The organism is Neisseria sp. HMSC078C12, from assembly GCF_001838065.1.
Lineage (GTDB): Bacteria > Pseudomonadota > Gammaproteobacteria > Burkholderiales > Neisseriaceae > Neisseria.
Window position 1 is genome coordinate 90,558 of the sequence record NZ_KV835599.1, and the last position, 18,860, is coordinate 109,417.

The window sequence follows — 18,860 nt, forward strand, 5'->3', positions numbered from 1 at the left end:
CCTGGTTACAGATGCGGATTCATCAGGTTTTCAGGAGAGAGGATGCGGTTGAGCTCTTCTTCGCTCAACAGGCCGCGCTCCAGTACGACTTCGCGCACGCCTTTGCCGGTTTGGGCGCAGATCTTGCCGACCAAATCGCCGTTGTGGTGGCCGATGTACGGATTCAGATAAGTGACCAAACCGATGGAGTTGAAAACATAGCGTTCGCAGATTTCGCGGTTGACCGTAATGCCTTTGACGCATTTTTCGGACAAGTTAACAGCGGCATTGCCCAAGAGGGAAATGGTTTCAAACATACATTGGGCGATGACCGGCTCCATAACGTTCAGCTGCAACTGACCTGCTTCGGCTGCGAAAGTGATGGTGGTGTCGTTGCCGATGACTTTGAAGCACACTTGGTTGACGACTTCGGGAATCACGGGATTGACTTTGGCCGGCATGATGGAAGAACCGGCCTGCAATTCAGGCAGGTTGATTTCTTTCAAACCGGCGCGCGGGCCGGAAGAGAGCAGGCGCAAGTCGTTACAGATTTTGGACAGTTTGACGGCTGTGCGTTTCAATGCGCCGTGTACCATCACATATGCGCCGCAGTCGGAGGTCGCTTCGATCAGGTTTTCAGTCAGTTTGCAAGGCAGGCCGCTGACTTCGGAAAGTTTCTCAACGACCAAAGCCGCATAGCCTTTGGGTGTATTCACGCCTGTGCCGATGGCGGTGGCGCCGAGGTTGACTTCAAGCAGCAGGGAGCGGGTGCGGTCGAGGTTGAGGATTTCTTCTTCCAACAACACTTGGAACGATTGGAATTCTTGTCCGGCCGTCATCGGCACGGCGTCTTGAAGCTGGGTGCGGCCCATTTTCAAAACGTCTTTAAACTCTTCGGCTTTGGCGGCAAAAGCGTTTTTCAGGATGGTCAGTTTGTCGAGCAATTCGCCGATGCTGTAATACACGGCAAGGCGGAAGCCGGTAGGATAGGCGTCGTTGGTGGATTGGCTGGCATTGACATGGTCCATCGGATTGACGATGTCGTAGCGGCCTTTTTCGTATCCCAATACTTCCAGCGCAAGGTTGGCAATGACTTCGTTGGTGTTCATATTGACCGAAGTACCGGCGCCGCCTTGATAAACATCGGATGGGAATTGGTCAAGACAGCGGCCTTTGACCAATACTTCATCGCAGGCTTTTTCGATGGCGGCCGCAATTTCCGGCTTGATGGCACCCAATGCGCCGTTGGCTTGCGCGGTGGCTTTTTTAACCATCACCATGCTGCGGACAAATTGCGGTACGTCGGAAATTTTTTGCGTGGAAATTTTAAAGTTTTCAATGGCGCGCAGCGTGTGGATACCCCAATAAACATCAGCGGGGATTTCGCGGTCGCCCAATAAATCGTGTTCGATTCGTACAGTCATTTCTCTTACCTTCTCGTATAGTTGTGTTGGTGTGCGTTATGCGTTTGGAACATTAGCCCAGTTCAGCAAGATTGTCCAGTCGGTAAGGCTTAATCGTCAGGGTGAAAACGTGCCGCTTCGCGCTCTTTCGCGGCTGTCTCTTTATCTTTCAATTTCGCACCCAGTCCCAACATTTTTTCATATTCGGATTGCGGCGTGCCATCCTCTTCCATGCCGAATGCGCTGGCATTGACCCAAAGGGAAAGCAGGGAAACGATGAAGGCGAAAAAACCAACGATATACCAAAACATTTTTTTCTTCCTTGTGTGTCTGCGTGTGCAGATTGTTGTGGTTTGTAAAGATATGAATGTAGCACAAACACGGTTGGGTTTAAATTCTTCTCCCGCATCCTTTCATTGATTTACCTGTAAGTGTTTAGAAAGGAAAAGGCCGTCTGAAAAGTAAGACTTTTCAGACGGCCTTGGGGCTTTGTCGGGAAGATTAGCCGCCGCATGCGCCGCAGCAACCGCCTTCGCCATGGCCGCCGCGTTTTTCTTCGTTGTTGACAACGGGCAGCTCGGTTTCTTCGGTTTGCTCTTTTTTATCTTCAGGCAAATCGTTTACTTTGATTTTGTTTTCTTCAGCCATGATATATCCTTTCAATGGATTAGGGAGTGGAAAGATTCATAAAGATAGCATCTTTAAAGCGATAAACCAAGTAGTGCAAAACGGTCTTGTGATAATGCCATGACTTGGAACAATAAATTTGATTGTAAAAGCGTGAAGGCCGTCTGAAGGAATCTTTAGGATGCGTGTTGGTTTCTGTGGTTTGGAATGATGGCCGTAAGATTTGTGAATGTTTGGGTTTCAGGGTTGAACTGACATGGATTTCAAAAAACAATACAATGTTATCATCATCTGGAAACCGCCAATTGATCGGAGCATATATGTATTCACACCACAGCGAACGCCATTTCAGCGACCGCAACAACTGGCTTCGGGCAAGCGTATTGGGGGCCAATGACGGCCTGATTTCCACTGCCTCGCTGCTGACGGGCGTAGCCGCCGCCGCGCCTGATTTCCAAACCCTGCTGTTGACCGGTGTTTCGGCGCTGATCGGGGGAGCGGTATCGATGGCGGCGGGGGAGTACGTTTCCGTGTCCAGCCAATCGGATACGGAAAAAGCCGATTTGCACAAAGAACGCCACGAATTGGCAAATAATCCTGATGCGGAGTTGGAGGAACTGACTGAAATTTACCGCCGCCGCGGTTTGTCCGGCGCGCTTGCCGCCGAAGTCGCGCAAGCCTTGATGGAACACGATGCACTTGCCGCCCACGCGCGCGACGAAATCGGCATTACCGAAGCCTCGGCAGCCCGTCCCATGCAGGCTGCGCTGGCTTCTGCCGCTTCATTTTGTGCCGGCGCGATTTTGCCTTTACTGGTCGCATTGACAGCTTCTGGTGCCATTGTTCCGGCCTTGGCAGTCTCCACTTTGTTCGGCCTGGCATTACTGGGTTATGTCTCCGCCAAACTGGGCGGCGCGCCTGTTGTTCCTGCGGTTATACGCGTGTGCCTTTGGGGCGTGGCGGCATTGGCGATAACCGGGTTTATTGGAAAATTGGCAGGCGTGGCCGTCTGATTGTAAGGTCTTGTATTCTTTTAAACCTGTATCCAGTAAAATTGAAAATTAATTTGCTTACTAAGGGCCGTCTGAAAAATTTTCAGACGGCCTGCGGTGCTTGTATTGACTTATTGCACACTGTTTCTGTCATGACCTATCCGATTCCCAAACCCCGTGAAAAATCCCGTTGGCTCAATCTTTCGCAAGGCTCGCTGCCCTTGGCTTTGGCGCGTTATCTGCCGCATAAGCGGCTCAAAGTCGTGCTGACCCAAGATGCGGAACAGGCGTTGCGCCTTCAGACGGCCTGGCTGTTTTTCCGTCCGCACGATACGGCGGTGTTCCTGCCGGACTGGGAAACGCTGCCTTACGAGCGTTTTTCGCCTCATCAGGATTTGGTGTCGGAGCGGCTCTCGGCGTTGTGGCAGATTAAAAGCGGCGCGGCGGACGTGTTGTTCGTGCCGGTTGCCACGGCGATGCAGAAGCTGCCGCCCGTGCCGTTTCTGGCGGGGCGCACGTTTTGGCTGAAAACGGAGCAGACTTTGGATATAGGCCGTCTGAAAACCGATTTGGTGGATGCGGGCTACAACCATGTTTCCCATGTTGTCGCGGCGGGCGAGTTTGCCGTGCGCGGCGGCATTGTCGATTTGTTCCCGATGGGCAGCGAAATGCCGTACCGCATCGATTTGTTCGACGATGAAATCGACAGCATCAAAACTTTTGACACCGAAACGCAGCGCACCATTTCCCCCGTTTCCGAAATCCGCCTGCTGCCGGCGCACGAGTTCCCCACCGACAGCGAGGCGCAAAAGATTTTCCGCAGTCGCTTCCGCGAGGAAGTCGATGGCAATCCGAACGATGCGGCTGTGTACAAAGCCGTCAGCAACGGCCACTTCGGCGCGGGCGTGGAATATTATCTGCCGCTGTTTTTTGAAAACGAGCTGGAAACGCTGTTTGACTATATCGGCGAAGATGCGCTGTTTGTCTCTTTGGGCGATGTTCACGCCGAGGCAAACCGTTTTTGGAGCGACGTCAAATCGCGTTACGCCATGGCGCAGGGCGACGAAACCTATCCGCCTTTGCTTCCACAGCATTTGTATCTTTCTGCCGATGTATTCGCAGGCCGTCTGAAAAACTACGGACAAGTGCTGCCCGATGTTTCCGGCAAGGAACACACCCTGCCCGACCTTGCCGTCAACCGCCAATCCGACGAGCCTTTGCAGGCATTGAAGGATTTTCAGACGACCTTTGAAGGACGGATTTTGCTGTGTGCCGAAAGTTTGGGACGGCGCGAAACCATGCTCGGCTTCTTGCAGCAAAACGGTTTGAAAGCCAAAAGCGTGTCCGACTGGCAGGGCTTTTTATCGGCGCACGAGCCGCTGATGATTACAGTGGCGCCGTTGGCTTACGGGTTTAAATTAGAAGATCAAAACATCGCGGTCATCACCGAATCCGATCTCTATCAATACGTCGCCCGCTCGCGCAAACATCATCGCAAGAAACACGCCGCCGTTTCAGACGGCCTGTTACGCGACCTTGCCGAAATCAATATCGGCGATCCCGTCGTTCACGAAGAACACGGCATCGGCCGATATATGGGCTTGGTAACGATGGATTTGGGCGGCGAAACCAACGAAATGATGTTGCTCGAATACGCGGGCGAAGCGCAGCTTTATGTACCTGTTTCGCAACTGCATTTAATCAGCCGCTACTCCGGTCAGGCGCATGAAAACGTCGCCCTGCACAAGCTCGGCAGCGGCGCGTGGAACAAGGCGAAACGCAAGGCCGCCGAAAAAGCGCGCGACACCGCCGCCGAGTTGCTCAATCTCTACGCCCAACGCGCCGCCCAATCGGGACACAAGTTTGAAATCAACGAGTTGGACTATCAGGCGTTTGTCGACGGCTTCGGCTACGAAGAAACCGAAGACCAGGCCGCCGCCATCGCCGCTGTGATTAAAGATTTGACGCAGGCGAAACCGATGGACCGCCTCGTGTGCGGCGATGTCGGCTTCGGCAAAACCGAAGTCGCCCTACGCGCCGCGTTTGTGGCGGTAATGGGTGGCAAACAGGTCGCCGTACTCGCCCCGACCACACTTCTGGTCGAGCAGCACGCGCAAAACTTCGCCGACCGTTTCGCCGATTTCCCCGTAAAAGTCGCCAGCCTTTCGCGTTTCAACAACAGCAAAGCCACCAAAGCCGCGCTCGAAGGCATGGCGGACGGTACGGTCGATATCGTTATCGGCACGCACAAATTGGTTCAGGACGACATCAAATTCAAAAATTTAGGACTGGTCATCATCGATGAAGAACACCGTTTCGGCGTGCGCCAGAAAGAGCAGCTCAAACGCCTGCGCGCCAATGTCGACATCCTCACCATGACCGCCACGCCGATTCCGCGCACCCTCAGTATGGCGCTCGAAGGCCTGCGCGACTTCTCGCTGATTACCACCGCGCCCAGCCGCCGCCTCGCCGTCAAAACCTTTGTCAAACCCTTCAGCGAAGGCAGCGTGCGCGAAGCCGTATTACGCGAACTCAAACGCGGCGGGCAGGTATTTTTCCTGCACAATGAAGTGGATACCATCGAAAACATGCGCGAGCGGCTGGAAACCCTGCTGCCCGAAGCCCGCATCGGCGTGGCACACGGACAACTGCGCGAGCGCGAGCTGGAACAAGTCATGCGCGACTTTTTGCAGCAAAGATTCAACGTGTTGCTCTGCTCCACCATCATCGAAACCGGCATCGACATCCCCAACGCCAACACCATCATCATCAACCGCGCCGACAAATTCGGGCTGGCGCAACTGCACCAGCTTCGCGGGCGCGTCGGCCGCAGCCACCACCAAGCCTACGCCTACTTGCTCACGCCCGAATACATCACCAAAGACGCAGAAAAACGCCTCGACGCCATTGCGGCGGCAGACGAACTCGGCGCAGGTTTCACCCTCGCCATGCAGGATTTGGAAATCCGCGGCGCAGGCGAAATCCTCGGCGAAGGGCAATCCGGCGAAATGATGCAGGTCGGCTTCACGCTCTACACCGAAATGCTCAAACAAGCCGTGCGCGACCTCAAAAAAGGCCGCCAGCCCGATCTCGACGCACCGCTGGGCATCACCACTGAAATCAAACTGCACAGCCCGGCATTATTGCCTGAAGACTACTGCCCCGACATCCACGAGCGCCTCGTCCTCTACAAACGCCTCGCCGTCTGCGAAACCGTGCAACAAATCAACGCCATACACGAAGAACTCGTCGACCGCTTCGGCCTGCCCGAACAACCCGTCAAAACCCTCATCGAAAGCCACCACTTACGTCTTGCAGCAAAAGAATTGGGCATTGACGCCATTGATGCGACCAGCGAAGCGGTAACGGTAACCTTTGGCAAAAACAACAATGTCGATCCAACCGAAATCATCCTGCTGATTCAGAACGACAAAAAATATCGCCTTGCCGGCGCGGATAAGCTGCGATTTACCGCAGAGATGGAAAATATCGAAGTGAGGATTAATACAGTGAAGAACGTATTGAAGACTTTGAAAGAAAGGGTGATGGTTAAGTAAGGAAGGAGGAAAAAAGGCCGTCTGAAAAAGGTGCAGGCTGCTTTTTAAGGCGTTGAAATAGCAAAAAAGTAGTCTGCACTAGGCTATATTATTAATTATTTTATTATAATTTATGCATATGGGGCGTAACATGGATAATTTGCTACTGAATTTATTATTTTCTTTTTTATTATTCTTTATATCAAATTGGTTTGGTAAGAGATCAATAAAATTTGGATATCACCAATTGTCATTTGACAGTAGTGAAGAACAACCTATATTTAATATATTATATCGATCTTTTACTCCTGTTGTTTTCATATTAGTAGTATCAGTTTTTTTAGATAAAATAAATCTTTTTTATTTGACGAAAAATATTTATATAACAACAATATTTTATTTCTTAATCAGATTTATTTTTATCTTAATCATAGGTAGATTAAAAATTACAAACTGGGTAAAATATATTCTAACAGCTTTTATTTCTATATTTATTTCATATATTGTTTATAAAAATTTTATTGAAAAAAGATACTTCCCTTTGCCAACGGAACAAGAAATTACAACAGCATTGTGGTTTGCGATTATTGGTTATATATATAAAGTTATTAAAGATATTTCAATATCATCTTTGGATAATAGTAGGAAATTAAATTATGTAAAGCATAAGCACGATTGTTTTTCTCATAAATATGGTTCTATTATTGAAGAAGCAATTGGGACTGATATAGATAATAGCATTATTGAAAAACAAAAAGCATTAATATATTCGATTTTAATTTATGAAGACTTTAATAGACATATATTATGTAGGTTTATGGAAAGATTACTTTTTGGGACTGGTAGAATTAAAACATCTGGCATTATGCAGGTAACTTCAGACGTATATTTATCTAATCAAGATAGCGTAAAAAAAGGGGCATGTATCTTAATTGAAAAATATAACGAAGTGTACAAAGATAAATATAATGATACTCAAGATAAAAATCACAGCCTATATGCAGCCAGAAGAGAGAGTATTAAACATTATAATCCTGATATATCATATATTAATGAGGTTGAGTCGATTTATAATTTATTAGAAGTTATATATCCGAAATCTTCAGATATATATGAATGTGATGGTGAGTAATTAGTAAGTCATATAATGTAAATTAATTACTTCAGTAGCGTCAAACAAAGAATGCGGTAGCATGCATAAAACCTTTCGGTAGCGTGTGTACGGTACGCACGCATGTGGATTTTAAGTGAAAATACAGAAACAGTATGAAATAAAGGCCGTCTGAAAATACTGAAACTGTCAGTGATTGAAAATTGAGCCTAAGGTTACTAAATCGAGCAGGGAATTATTATGAAAATAAGGGCAATGATACTGAGTATTGCAGGCTTGATATTATCCGGTTGCTTTTTCTCTAATGATGAAATTAAGTTGAATGATATTCGGAATTTTAAAATTACTGTCAAGGAAGCTAAGGAGGATAGGCTGGCTCATTTGACAGGCTTATTAGGCAATAGTGCAATGGGTATTTCGGATATCAAAACAACTAGCCGCAACGATGAGCTGAATATTACTTTATTTCAAAAATTAGCAGGTTCGGAATACTCAGGAATATTAGATAAAGAAATTGCTCTTGAAAGTAATATCAAGAAGATTACTTATGGTTCTAAACACGAGATTATATGGCAAGACTAAAAATACAATAAAGGCTGTCTGAAAATTGAATTTCAGACGGCCTTTAAAATTATAAATAGATAGATTTTTTTGGCTATTCTATTTCGGCAACATTTTAAGATGTTTCTGCGCAGAAAAAGGAATACAGCAACTGTATCATCTCGGTTACCCTCGGGTCGGCAATGTAATATTGCCGTTCCCGATGGTTCACTTCAAATGATACCAAACCGGCTTCACGTAATAGGGCTAATTGGCTGGACATTGCCGCTTGCGGCAGTCCGGATGATTCAGCCAACTCGGTTACATTGTGCGGCTTTTCATGTAGTTTGCACAATACGGCGAGACGGTTGGGATTGGCCAGTAGTTTGAGAAAAGCGGTGGCTTCTTCGTAGGGAGGTTGATTGTCTGCAATGGTCATTTTTCACGCTTTTCGGCAAATGAAGAGGTCGCATTATCAGTCATAATAGTCTTAGCAGCAACTTTCAGACGGCCTTTGCTTAATGATTCCATGGCATTTTGGCCAGCAGGCGTGCCATGCCGCAGAATCCGGTTAACCCCGCCGTTAACAGGCCTGTGCCGACCATCACGTCTATCAGATAAAACCAAGGCGATACCAGCCAACCTGCCAGCACGCCCAACAGAATCAAACTGCCCGCAATGGTTTGCACCTGCCGCATGATGTCCGGTGCGGCACGGTCGGCAACAATAGGAAGCCCTGCAGCCTTCCATGCCTGTAAGCCGCCTTCTAGAATATAGCATTCGCGGCCTTGGCCAAGCGCTGACAATATTGTTTCAGCCCCTGCTGTACGTTTACCACTCAGGCAATAAAAAATCAGGCACGAGGCTGTATCATCAGGCAGTTTGTCTCGCTGCCGTTCAGGCGGAAGGGATAATGCACCGCCAATATGTCCGCCCCGATATTCGGCTTGGCTTCGGATATCTACTGCCAACGCGCCGTCACGGATTTTTGCCGTTGCTTCGGAAGGCGTAATTCGCGGGAGTTGTCCGACCGTACTCATGTTTTGCCTTCGTTATTTTTTGTTGATGTGGCAGGTGTTGATGCCCAATAAGCTGTACAGCGCGCAGTTGCCAATCAGTGCTGTAGCCAGAGGGATGATGCCCAGCCAACCCCACCAGCCAATTTGTCCGGTAGCAGCTGCAGCAATCAGTGCGACACCGATAACAATACGGATAACGCGATCCAAAGTACCCAAGTTTCGTTTCATTTTATTGCTCCTTGTTTCAGAATGAATTGTCTATAAATAAACATATATAATAAAAATCATATATAAGAAATATTATATCCTTTGAAATGACTTTGTCAAATGGTTTACAGCAAAAGTGTAATTAATATTTGTATTGTATTTTTTAAACACACAAATAGAATCAATCTCCAACGTCATGGTTAAATGTAAAAATACAGCCTTTATTTTTTAGAGGTACTGGAGATGATCTATGTAAGATATTATTTATATTGGAAGAATGAGTAGTCAGTTTTCAGAAAGAATCAAATCATGACCGATTCGGAAAAGAAGTCCAATGGAGACGATTTAAAGACTGGATAATCCGTTGTGTAACTAGCAAGGGAGAGGAAATACTTTAAAATCAAATTGTTTACGAATTATAAAAGGCCGTCTGAAAATTGAATCTCAGACGGCCTTTGGCTTCTTTATAACGTCGTTCGTATCATTAGAAACGATAGTTCACGCCCAAGGCGAACTCGCGGCCGCGTTCGTAGAAGGGGGTGCGTCCGTTGCCGTCGGGGAAGCGTTGGCTGTGTGAACGGTATTGCTTGTTGCCGATGTTGTTGACGGCGAAGTTGACGTTCAGGTTGTCTTTTTTCAGCGGCTGCCAGTTGGCGTAGATGTCGTGTACGCCGTAACCGGCTTTCTTGCCGTGTATCGTGCCTTGTCCGCGGGCGACGTCGGTGTATTTCACGCTTTGGGCGTAGCGGCCGCGCCAGCCGATTTCGAGTTTGGGGTTTTCAAACTGATAAGACAGGCCGGTCAGCCATTGGCGGCCGGTGTTCCAGAAGGTGAACGAGCTTTCGTGGTCTTCTGCTTGAATCGGGCTTTCGCCGTAGTACATTTCGCCGTTCAGACGGGGTTTGACGTAGGATACGCCGGCGCGTGCGGTCAGGCCGCCCCAGCGGTAGGATGCGTCAAGTTCGTAGCCGTAGGTTTTGAGCGTGCCGCCGTTGTAAATCTTGCCGCGTTCGGTGATGGAGGCGGTGTTGTTGTTGATTTTTGCCCAACGGTAGACGATGAGGTCTTTGATGCGTTGGTGGAACACGCTGCCGCTGACGTTGAAGTTGTCGTTGCGCCATCTGAAGCCGAGTTCGGCACGGCGGGCGGTTTCGGCTTTGAGGTTACTGTCCAAATCGGCGGCGGCGCCTGCGCGTTCGTTAGCCAACAGGGCTTCGTTCAGGCGGGGCGCACGGCTTGCCTGATTGAGGTTTGCCAAGAGGGAGAAATTGTCGTTGATGTCCCAAATCGCGCCGATGCTGGGGTTGAGCTGGCCGTGCGACGCACTTTGTTTGCTGGCGGCGTTGTATTTGAAATGGTCGTAACGCAGGCCGGTGGTCAGGGTAACGGGGTGCAGGTTCCAGATGCCTTCTGCGTACACGCCGTATTCGGATTTCTTCTCTTTGTCGCGGTCATACAGGCCGAGAATCTTCAGCCATGCGCCTTTGTCGGACGGCTCGGAGGTTTCGTGGCGGTAGTTGACGCCATATTTGACCATGTGTCCGTCGCCGAAAGAGCTGGCAAGGTTTAAATTCGCACCGGTCGCTTTGATTTTGCTCAATTCAAGCTGGCCAATGGGAACGCCGCCTTGCGCCGTGCCGGAGGCGTGGGCTTTCGGGGAAGGCGCGCCTTTAGGCGGCTTGGTGTCGTCGGTGTTGATTTGGAAGACGTTGGCGTCGATTTTGTCGAGGAAGCCGACGTTGCGGCCGCGGTATTCCAGATTGTAGGATTGCTCTTTTTGATAAGTACCGTCCACGCCGACATAGCTGTCAACGTTTTGGAACTCGGCTTTGTCGGTGCGGTTGCCTTTTTGGTATTCCTGACGGTAGGTCAGACGGATGCCGTGGTCGTCGTTGAAGTCGTAGCCGAGTTTGGCGAGGTAGCTGTGCTGTTTCAGACGGCTGCCGCGGTTGACATTGCCGTTGCCGTCTTTGTAGTCGCGGTTGTTGAGAAAGTTGCCTGCAAACAAGGCATCGAAGCCGTTTTGATAGCCGTAAACCGCCGCGTTGCCGATTGAGCCTTTATTGCTGCTCAAGCCCGCGCCGAGTTTGAAACCGAAAGGTTTGCCGTCGGTCAGTAGGTCTTTCGCGTCAACCGTCGTCACGCGTATGGTACCGCCGACCGCGCCCAAGCCCGCGCTCGCTGCGCCTGTGCCTTTTTCGACGTTGATGCTTTTCACCAAAGCGGGGTCAAGCTGGAAGCGGCTTTGGTGGTGAAAGATTTTGGTGGATTGGCTGGTACCGTCCACTTCCAGATTAATCTTGTCTTCGCCGACGCCGCGGATGCTGTAAAACTGTGCCACGCCGTTGCCGCCGCCGACATCCATACCGATTTGGTCTTTCATGACTTGTTTCAAATCGGTCGAAGTTTCGCGGTCAAGCTGGTTTCGGGTAACGCGGGTCGGTACGGCGGTACCGGTAACCTTAATTTCATTCAGTTCGGCAGTTTCTGCGGGGTGCGTATTTTCGGCATGGGCGAAGCCTGTCGATAGTGCAAGTGTAATGAGACTAAGGCGGAATACAGGAAAAGAGGTTTTATTCATGATTTTTCCCAAGGAATAAAAAATTGACCGCTTATTCTAATTATTTTAATAATGATTATCAAACTACAAATAAATGTAAGAGAATATATTGGTCTCATTTTGATTTGTAGTTTGAATATTTTTATAGATATCAATTGGTTTATTTGTGGTTAAATTTTGTAAAACTATTTTGAGAGAAAATATGTTGAGGCTTACTTTTTTGAAACTGAAGAAAAGGGATGAGTTGAATATTTATCGATGATCAATATTGTGTATAGGTGTTTTAAAAGGCCGTCTGAAAAGTGTTTTTCAGACGGCCTCACTACTTTTTTACAGCAAAGGACTCATCAGGCGGACGGCATTTTCTACGAGGCCGCGGAGTTTGGAGCGCTGTTGCCATGATTTGATGGCAATGTAGCTGCTGTTTTTGAGGTAGTCACGTTGGAGGTTGCAGATTTGTTTGGTGGTGTCACGATCGTAGATGGCGAGGCTGATTTCGAGGTTGAGGAAGAAGCTGCGCATGTCCATATTGACCGTACCGAAGAGGGAGTAGTCTTCGTCTATGGTCAAGGTTTTGGCATGTAAAAGCCCACCTTCAAACATGGCGATTTTGACACCGGCTTCCAGCAGCATAGGGTAGTAGGCGCGTGAGGCGTAGCGTACCATCAGTGAGTCGACTTTGGCAGGCAGTATCAGGGTTACTTTGACGCCGCGTTTGGCGGCGACGGTTAATGCCATAAGAAGCGGCTCGTCGGGGACGAAGTAGGGGGTGGTAATTGTGATTTGTTTGGTAGCAGCATAGATGGCGCTGATGATGGTTTCGTAGATGACGAAGCTGCTTTGCTCGGGGGCGGAGGGAATGATTTGGGCAACAATATTGCCTTGCTGCATTTTTTCGGGAAGGATTTGGGGCAGCAGGTTTTTTGCTTGGTTGAGGTATGTTTGTACGTTTTGGAGGTTTTTATCGGTTTCGACGGCAAGGTCGGCGAAGAAGACGGCTGACAGCTCCAGTACCATAGGCCCTGTGCAACGCATCATGGCATCTATCCATTCGCCGACGCCTGAGTTTTGTTTGAAGTAGCGCGGATCGACGAGGTTGAAGCTGCCGGTGTAACCGATTTTGCTGTCGATGACGAGGAGTTTACGGTGGTTGCGCAGGTCGGTGCGCGTGAATAATGTACGCCAGATGCCGACAGGTAATGAGGTATGTACTTCTACGCCTGCTTGGCGCAGTTTCTCTACCCAATCGCTTTCAAGAAAGCTCCTGCTGCCGACGGCGTCGGCCAGTATGGCGCAGTCTACGCCTCTGGTTTTGGCGGCAAGAATTTCATTTAGAATTTCTTCGATGCGGCCCTTGGGTTCGATAATGTAAAAGGCCAACAGGCAGGAATGTGCTGCGGCGCGTATGTCGGCAAGCATACTGTTGATGATGGTGTCGGTGGTTGAGAGCAGGCTCATGGCGTTGCCTCGGGTTGCACCCAGCCCCGTTCCTTTTTCGGCAACTTTACTGATGCCGTGGTAACGCGATTTCACTTGGTCGGCAATATCGAGATACATATCGGTAAGGTGGGCGGCGGCAAAGTTGCGGTAGAAACGGTTCATTTCGCCGGTACGTTTAGCGCGGGCCGTACCGAGACGCGGCTCGCCGATGAGGATGTAGGCGATGGTTCCGAATACGGGGAAAAGGAAGAGGATAATCAGCCAGGCAAAGGTTGAGCCGATGTTTTTTTGTTTGTACAACACGCGCAGCATGCAGGCGAGTGCAGCGCAGGTGTGGGCGAAGATAAAAATCTCGGTCCAGGTAATGTCTTTTAAGAAATTCATATTCGGTGGGGAGTGGTTGGGTTTTTCAATTTGAAGGTTTGGGCCAACAAGCTTCAAATATTAAGTATATAGAAAAACCGTCTGAAAACAAATTTACACGATAATTGTGTTTTTGCTTTCAGACGGCCTTTGAATTGCTTTAATTAACGGTGATACTGACGGGACAATTCGTGTACGGTATCGACCAAAATTTTGGCGTGTTCGGGGTCGGCGTGTTGGTTGATGCCGTGGCCGAGATTGAATACATGGCCGCTGCCGTGTCCGTAGTCAGCAAGAATGCGTGCGACTTCGGTGTGGATAGATTCGGGCGTACCGAAGAGGGCAAACGGGTCGAAGTTGCCTTGCAGGGCAACTTGGTTGCCAACGCGGTGGCGGGCTTCGCCAATGTTGCATGTCCAGTCCAAACCCAAGGCATCTACGCCAATTTCCGCCATGCTTTCCAGCCATAAGCCACCGCCTTTGGCAAACACGATAACAGGCACGCGGCGGCCTTCGCTTTCGTGTTTGAGTCCGGCAACGATTTGTCGGATGTACTTCAGGCTGAATTCTTTAAATGCGGCATCGCTCAACACGCCGCCCCAAGTGTCGAAAATTTGTACGGCTTGTGCGCCGGCATCGATTTGGGCATTGAGATAAGCGGTAACGGCTTGGGCATTGGTGTCGAGGATTTTATGCAGCAAATCAGGGCGCGAATACATCATGGTTTTGATGGTGCAGAATTCTTTGCTGCTGCCGCCTTCAACCATGTAGCAGGCGAGTGTGAACGGGCTGCCTGAGAAGCCGATGAGCGGAACTCGGCCGTCCAGTGCTTTACGGATGGAAGTTACCGCGTTAAAGACGTATTGCAGTTTTTCCATATCGGGAACTTGCAGTTTTGCAATGTCGGCTTCGTGTTGCAAAGCGCGTTCAAATTTCGGACCTTCGCCTTCGGCAAAATACAGACCCAAACCCATGGCGTCGGGTACGGTCAGAATGTCGGAAAACAGAATTGCCGCGTCCAGATCGAAGCGGTCTAAAGGCTGGATGGTGACTTCTGTCGCCAGCTCGGTATTTTTACACAAATCGAGAAAGCTGCCTGCGCGTGCGCGCGTGGCTTTGTATTCAGGCAGATAGCGTCCGGCTTGGCGCATCATCCAGATGGGCGTGTATTCGACAGGCTGTTTGAGCAGGGCGCGGAGGAAAGTATCGTTTTTCAGAGCAGTCATGATAAATAGGCTTTCTGATTTGGTGTGTTGGAACAAAGTTCAGACGGCCTTAGTTGTTTATTCAGGCCGTCTGAAATAATTAAATAGAAGCTGGTATGAAAGATTTCATGAGTTGTTAATGTGAAGCCGGCACATCAATTTGGTTGAGGAAGAGCTGCCGGATGTTCTTCCTCGGCCACGCTTTCCAAAACCAGATTGCGTTGTTCTTGCGCTTTTTGCGGCTGATCGGTTTCATCAAATACACGAGCCAAAACCAAATGCGCTGATACGCTGGGTTGCAGGGCGATGCTGGCTTCGAGGTAGCCTTGGGCTTTGCCCCAAAGTTTGCGGCCGTAAGCCAGTTGGCCGAGATACATCAATAGTAGCGCATTGTCTGGTTGTTCCTGCAACCAAGAATCTGCCAAATCGATGGCTTTTTGCTGGTCGCGCTCGCTTAGGAAACGCACGGATTCGACAAATGCTTCCAAAAGCTCGGGCTGGCGGTTTGGCGGATAATGGGTTTTTACCCATTTGACCGCTTCGGCATACAAGCCCAAACGCTCGTATTTCTCGGCAATCGCGACGCACAATTCGCCAGATTTCACGTTTTCGGGAATCTGTTTCAAACAGGCTTTCAGACGGCCTGCATCGGTTACTTCGCTCAAGAGGCGGCGATATGCCCAGTTTTGATACTGTTCTGCTTCGTAATCGTTGATGGCGCCGGCTTTGACCAGTTTTTCCGCTTTTGCCAAGACATCTGAAGCATCGCCGTGATCAAAGGCATAACGCAATTGCAGGCGCACCAAGCGGCTTAAGTTGCCGTTGATTTTGGCTGCGGCTTCAAGATTTTGTGCGGCGGTCGGATAATCGCGGCGGCCCAATGCAGATTCGGCCAGCAAAAGATGACGGGAAAGCTGTTGTTTTTGCGGAAGGTGTTCGATTTCGTGCAGGTAGCGGTCGCGCAGTTCGAAGTTTTCCATTTGGTCGGCCGCGTGCGCGCCCAACATCAAAGCCAGGGTGCGGTTGTCGCCGGCTTCTTTGTTTTGCAAGACTTTGGCGGCTTCTTGTTCGGCTTTTTCAAAACGGCCTTCAAAATATGCCAAACCCGCGCTGTTTAAAGAGGCAGAAGCCTGACGGCCTTTGCGGGCAATGCCGAAGCGTTGCATACGCGCCGGAAGGTTCAAGAGGCCGAACACGAATTTAATCAGGAAATACAAGACGAATACGCTCAACAGCAGGCCTAAAACAAAGGCATGCAGATTGATGCGCAGCATGGTTTGCTCAACCACGACGTACACGTTGCCTGTATAAATGCCGGAAGCCAACGCTAAACTGACGGCGGCGGCAAACAGAATGACAATCCAAACGACGGTTTTCATGCTTGCTCTCCTTTAATTTTGGCAGCAGGCTTGGTTTGGTTTTGTGGTTTGGCAGCTTCGGCGGCCGGTTCTTTTTTGTTTTCAGACGGCAAAGCAGGCGCTTCCAGAGATTGAGGGGCAGAAGCGGCAGCCGGTGCGGCAGTCGTGGCTTGCTCGGTAGCTGCCGCCGGAGCGGAAGCGGTTTTCTCGGCGGCTTGGGTTTGTGCAGTTTCTTCGGTTGTCATTTGTGTACGCGAACCTTCTTGATAAGCGCGAACGGCACTCAAGCTGGCTTTCAGACTGTCGTCTGAAATCATACGGACATCAAGGGCTTTGAGTTCGGCCAACTCTTTCAGCCATGACTGGGTAGCAGGGGATTTGCTGTCGAAGTATTGCTTCACGGTTGCTTCAACATTGTTCAAATCGCTTTGATACACTTCGCCGTTGTGTTGCAACAGGGCAATGCGTGCATCCAAAAGGCGCAGGCGCAGGTTTTCACGGATGAAGTAGGTTTGTTCGGGCGAAATCAACATGGCGTCGTTGCTGTCCAGATGACGGACTTCAACCAAGCCTTTGAGGGCATTGAGGGATTTTTCCCATGTGTTTTCCCACCAAGTTCCTGAATGGGCGGTTTCTACAGGCGCGGCACCCGGTTTCAATACGCCGTCCAAGACCAAAGGCAGGCCGGAAATGGCGGTTTCCAAACGGTCGATACGCAGGGCGGTAGCGGAAATATCGACATAAGGGCGGTTTTTCAGCGCGGCCAAATCATTGCTGATGGCTTGTTTGACGGGGATTAGCTCGGGCTGGTCAAAACGGCTCAGGCGGCTGTCGATGTGTTCCAATACGCTGACCGCGCCTTGGAGGTTGCCTGACAGCATCAATTGTTGCGAAGCTGTGTTCAACATGGATTCGGCTTCGTCAACCAGCCAGTTGACACGGCCTTTGAGCAGCTCTTGATAAGCTTTTTGCGTTTGCAGAATTTGATCGCTATTGCTTTTTTGACCGTTGTTCAAGCGGTCTAACTCGGCCTGAATAGCGGTTTGGCGGTTGAGGTTGTCTTTTAAAAGGCTGGCGTTTTCAGACTCGCCCAACGCAGCTTTGTCGATTTTTTGATTGAATTCGAGCTCTTGGTTTTTTAAAACATTTTGACCCTGTACAAACAGGAATCCGCTCGCGCCCAAGCCAAGCAGTGCCAAGACGGTTGCACCTGCGGCCAAGGCTTTGCCGCCGGATTGTTTGATGATAACAGGGGCGTTGTTTTGTGGGAGATTGTTGGACTCGGGCATGCTCGCCTCCACTCGCTGAGGTTGGGTAGGTTTGATTGGTTCAGACGGCCTGGTGTTTTCAGAACGTTCAGGCGCCGAAGCTGCCGTATTGGCAACTTGTCGGGTATCTTTATTGTCTTCGACTTGGGTCACTGCTTGGTTCCTTTGTGGTATGGATGAAAGTGCTGCGGATAAAGAAGTGACGGTTTCTACATGTTTGGCGCCGACGATGCGAAGTGCATCGGCAATGCGTGGATGATGGGTAAAGTATAGCAAGGATTCGAAGAATCGGGAAAATTGCGGCGGAATCTGATGGAAAAATTCGCGTGCAAGTTCGCCGGATGTAACGTAGGTGGCGGCGATGTCTTCGGTTTTAAAGCGCTGCCAATCGATGGCGTGTGGCCGTCTGAAATAGATTTCGGCGAAGTCGATTTGAAAACCCAGTGCGCTTAGTTTGTCTGCCAAATAATCGCGGCCGCCATGACCTCGAATAATGAGAACTCGGGCGTTGGGCGGCAGGTTTTTCCAAATAGGCATTCTCAAGACGGCTTCGCTGTCGTTGCCGTCTTCGGGAGAGAATACGGGATAGGGGGAGAATTGCGCCAAAGTATGTTGGCTGGTTTGGCCGACGGTAATGTGTGCTTTGGGGCCGTCTGAAAAGTTCAGGTGCGGCGCTGCGGTTTCAATAGCAGTCGGGCTGACCCAAAACACGACATCGGCTTGCTTGAATTGTTCGGGAAGTTTGTTTAGTGCCGAACGGTCTGCCTCTATTTCGATCGGACTCAATACTTGAGCCTGCCAACCGGCTGCATGGCAGGTTTGGATATCTTGTTGCGGACGGTTGGACGGACGGATAATGAGTAGAGTAGGCATAATGTGAGATAAATTATTAAGGTTTTAGGCCGTCTGAAAGAAGGGTTTCAGACGGCCTGTTGCCGGGGATACGTTATTGATCGACGAATGCGCGCTCAATCAGGTAGTCGCCGCGGACACCGGTTTTCGGAGAAACGGTCAGGCCGAATTCGTCCAAGACGTTGCAGGTGTCTTTCAACATGGCAGGGCTGCCGCACAGCATGGCGCGGTCGTCTTGCGGATTGATTTTAGGCAGGCCGATGTCTTCGAAGAGTTTGCCGCTGCGCATCAAATCGGTCAGACGGCCGTGGTGTACATAGTCTTCGCGTGAAACAATCGGGTAGTAAATCAATTTTTCTTTAACCAAATCGCCCAAGTATTCGTGTTCGGGCAATTCTTT

Annotated in this window: 15 protein-coding genes and 2 pseudogenes; 4 read left to right on the forward strand and 13 right to left on the reverse strand. The window is 49.8% G+C overall.

The window, feature by feature from the left end; genetic code table 11:
* Positions 1-5 precede the first annotated feature (5 nt).
* From aspA to HMPREF2596_RS11380, 3 genes are all read right to left on the reverse strand, one after another.
* Positions 6-1,403, reverse strand: a complete 1,398-nt coding sequence (gene aspA / locus HMPREF2596_RS03965; RefSeq protein WP_070849775.1) for an aspartate ammonia-lyase — start codon at positions 1,401-1,403, stop codon at positions 6-8.
* Between the two features lie 89 nt (positions 1,404-1,492).
* A complete protein-coding gene (locus HMPREF2596_RS03970; protein WP_003746297.1) occupies positions 1,493-1,693 on the reverse strand; it encodes a hypothetical protein in 201 nt (66 codons plus the stop codon).
* A 190-nt stretch (positions 1,694-1,883) separates the two neighbouring features.
* Positions 1,884-2,030, reverse strand: a complete 147-nt coding sequence (locus HMPREF2596_RS11380; RefSeq protein ID WP_049322342.1) for a hypothetical protein — start codon at positions 2,028-2,030, stop codon at positions 1,884-1,886.
* 299 nt (positions 2,031-2,329) lie between these two features.
* On the opposite strand from HMPREF2596_RS11380, the gene HMPREF2596_RS03975 reads away from it, so the two are divergent.
* From HMPREF2596_RS03975 to HMPREF2596_RS03990, 4 genes are all read left to right on the forward strand, one after another.
* The gene (locus HMPREF2596_RS03975) at positions 2,330-3,022 is read left to right on the forward strand and encodes a VIT1/CCC1 transporter family protein (RefSeq protein WP_070849776.1); all 693 of its coding nucleotides are present in this window, start codon (positions 2,330-2,332) and stop codon (positions 3,020-3,022) included.
* A gap of 131 nt (positions 3,023-3,153) precedes the next feature.
* Positions 3,154-6,558 (forward strand): transcription-repair coupling factor, encoded by a 3,405-nt coding sequence (gene mfd, locus HMPREF2596_RS03980; protein ID WP_070850014.1) that lies wholly within the window; start codon positions 3,154-3,156, stop codon positions 6,556-6,558.
* Between the two features lie 130 nt (positions 6,559-6,688).
* Complete coding sequence (locus HMPREF2596_RS11555) at positions 6,689-7,669, forward strand: hypothetical protein (protein WP_283140400.1); 981 nt, start codon at positions 6,689-6,691, stop codon at positions 7,667-7,669.
* A gap of 219 nt (positions 7,670-7,888) precedes the next feature.
* Positions 7,889-8,230, forward strand: a complete 342-nt coding sequence (locus tag HMPREF2596_RS03990) for a hypothetical protein (protein ID WP_070849777.1) — start codon at positions 7,889-7,891, stop codon at positions 8,228-8,230.
* A 94-nt stretch (positions 8,231-8,324) separates the two neighbouring features.
* Here the strand turns inward: HMPREF2596_RS03990 and HMPREF2596_RS03995 are convergent, their stop codons facing one another.
* The 10 genes and pseudogenes from HMPREF2596_RS03995 to HMPREF2596_RS04035 all read right to left on the reverse strand — a co-directional run.
* Positions 8,325-8,627 (reverse strand): ArsR/SmtB family transcription factor, encoded by a 303-nt coding sequence (locus HMPREF2596_RS03995; protein ID WP_070849778.1) that lies wholly within the window; start codon positions 8,625-8,627, stop codon positions 8,325-8,327.
* Positions 8,628-8,706: 79 nt separating this feature from the next.
* Positions 8,707-9,228: a rhodanese-like domain-containing protein gene (locus HMPREF2596_RS04000; protein ID WP_070849779.1), complete on the reverse strand. Its 522-nt coding sequence runs from the start codon at positions 9,226-9,228 to the stop codon at positions 8,707-8,709.
* Between the two features lie 12 nt (positions 9,229-9,240).
* Complete coding sequence (locus HMPREF2596_RS04005; protein WP_070849780.1) at positions 9,241-9,435, reverse strand: YgaP family membrane protein; 195 nt, start codon at positions 9,433-9,435, stop codon at positions 9,241-9,243.
* A gap of 463 nt (positions 9,436-9,898) precedes the next feature.
* Positions 9,899-11,995, reverse strand: coding sequence for a TonB-dependent receptor domain-containing protein (locus HMPREF2596_RS04010; RefSeq protein WP_070849782.1), 2,097 nt, complete (start codon positions 11,993-11,995; stop codon positions 9,899-9,901).
* A gap of 309 nt (positions 11,996-12,304) precedes the next feature.
* Complete coding sequence (cls, locus tag HMPREF2596_RS04015) at positions 12,305-13,798, reverse strand: cardiolipin synthase (RefSeq protein WP_070849784.1); 1,494 nt, start codon at positions 13,796-13,798, stop codon at positions 12,305-12,307.
* 143 nt (positions 13,799-13,941) lie between these two features.
* Positions 13,942-15,003: a uroporphyrinogen decarboxylase gene (gene hemE / locus HMPREF2596_RS04020; protein ID WP_070849785.1), complete on the reverse strand. Its 1,062-nt coding sequence runs from the start codon at positions 15,001-15,003 to the stop codon at positions 13,942-13,944.
* Positions 15,004-15,137: 134 nt separating this feature from the next.
* Positions 15,138-16,361 (reverse strand): heme biosynthesis protein HemY, encoded by a 1,224-nt coding sequence (locus HMPREF2596_RS04025; protein WP_070849786.1) that lies wholly within the window; start codon positions 16,359-16,361, stop codon positions 15,138-15,140.
* On the reverse strand, positions 16,358-17,629 hold the full coding sequence (locus HMPREF2596_RS11560) for a uroporphyrinogen-III C-methyltransferase (protein WP_283140403.1): 1,272 nt from the start codon (positions 17,627-17,629) through the stop codon (positions 16,358-16,360). Before HMPREF2596_RS11560 ends, HMPREF2596_RS04025 begins: the two co-directional genes overlap by 4 nt.
* A 129-nt stretch (positions 17,630-17,758) precedes the next feature.
* Positions 17,759-18,481, reverse strand: a pseudogene (locus tag HMPREF2596_RS11565) (uroporphyrinogen-III synthase); the annotation flags it as partial.
* A gap of 73 nt (positions 18,482-18,554) precedes the next feature.
* Positions 18,555-18,860, reverse strand: a pseudogene (locus HMPREF2596_RS04035) (ferredoxin--NADP reductase); the annotation flags it as partial.

Excerpts from the sequence above, each read along its gene's own strand:
- aspA (WP_070849775.1), bottom strand. The coding sequence starts at position 1,403 with ATGACTGTACGAATCGAACACGATTTATTGGGCGACCGCGAAATCCCC.
- HMPREF2596_RS03970 (WP_003746297.1), bottom strand. The coding sequence starts at position 1,693 with ATGTTTTGGTATATCGTTGGTTTTTTCGCCTTCATCGTTTCCCTGCTT.
- HMPREF2596_RS11380 (WP_049322342.1), bottom strand. The coding sequence starts at position 2,030 with ATGGCTGAAGAAAACAAAATCAAAGTAAACGATTTGCCTGAAGATAAA.
- HMPREF2596_RS03975 (WP_070849776.1), top strand. The coding sequence starts at position 2,330 with ATGTATTCACACCACAGCGAACGCCATTTCAGCGACCGCAACAACTGG.
- mfd (WP_070850014.1), top strand. The coding sequence starts at position 3,154 with ATGACCTATCCGATTCCCAAACCCCGTGAAAAATCCCGTTGGCTCAAT.
- HMPREF2596_RS11555 (WP_283140400.1), top strand. The coding sequence starts at position 6,689 with ATGGATAATTTGCTACTGAATTTATTATTTTCTTTTTTATTATTCTTT.
- HMPREF2596_RS03990 (WP_070849777.1), top strand. The coding sequence starts at position 7,889 with ATGAAAATAAGGGCAATGATACTGAGTATTGCAGGCTTGATATTATCC.
- HMPREF2596_RS03995 (WP_070849778.1), bottom strand. The coding sequence starts at position 8,627 with ATGACCATTGCAGACAATCAACCTCCCTACGAAGAAGCCACCGCTTTT.
- HMPREF2596_RS04000 (WP_070849779.1), bottom strand. The coding sequence starts at position 9,228 with ATGAGTACGGTCGGACAACTCCCGCGAATTACGCCTTCCGAAGCAACG.
- HMPREF2596_RS04005 (WP_070849780.1), bottom strand. The coding sequence starts at position 9,435 with ATGAAACGAAACTTGGGTACTTTGGATCGCGTTATCCGTATTGTTATC.
- HMPREF2596_RS04010 (WP_070849782.1), bottom strand. The coding sequence starts at position 11,995 with ATGAATAAAACCTCTTTTCCTGTATTCCGCCTTAGTCTCATTACACTT.
- cls (WP_070849784.1), bottom strand. The coding sequence starts at position 13,798 with ATGAATTTCTTAAAAGACATTACCTGGACCGAGATTTTTATCTTCGCC.
- hemE (WP_070849785.1), bottom strand. The coding sequence starts at position 15,003 with ATGACTGCTCTGAAAAACGATACTTTCCTCCGCGCCCTGCTCAAACAG.
- HMPREF2596_RS04025 (WP_070849786.1), bottom strand. The coding sequence starts at position 16,361 with ATGAAAACCGTCGTTTGGATTGTCATTCTGTTTGCCGCCGCCGTCAGT.
- HMPREF2596_RS11560 (WP_283140403.1), bottom strand. The coding sequence starts at position 17,629 with ATGCCCGAGTCCAACAATCTCCCACAAAACAACGCCCCTGTTATCATC.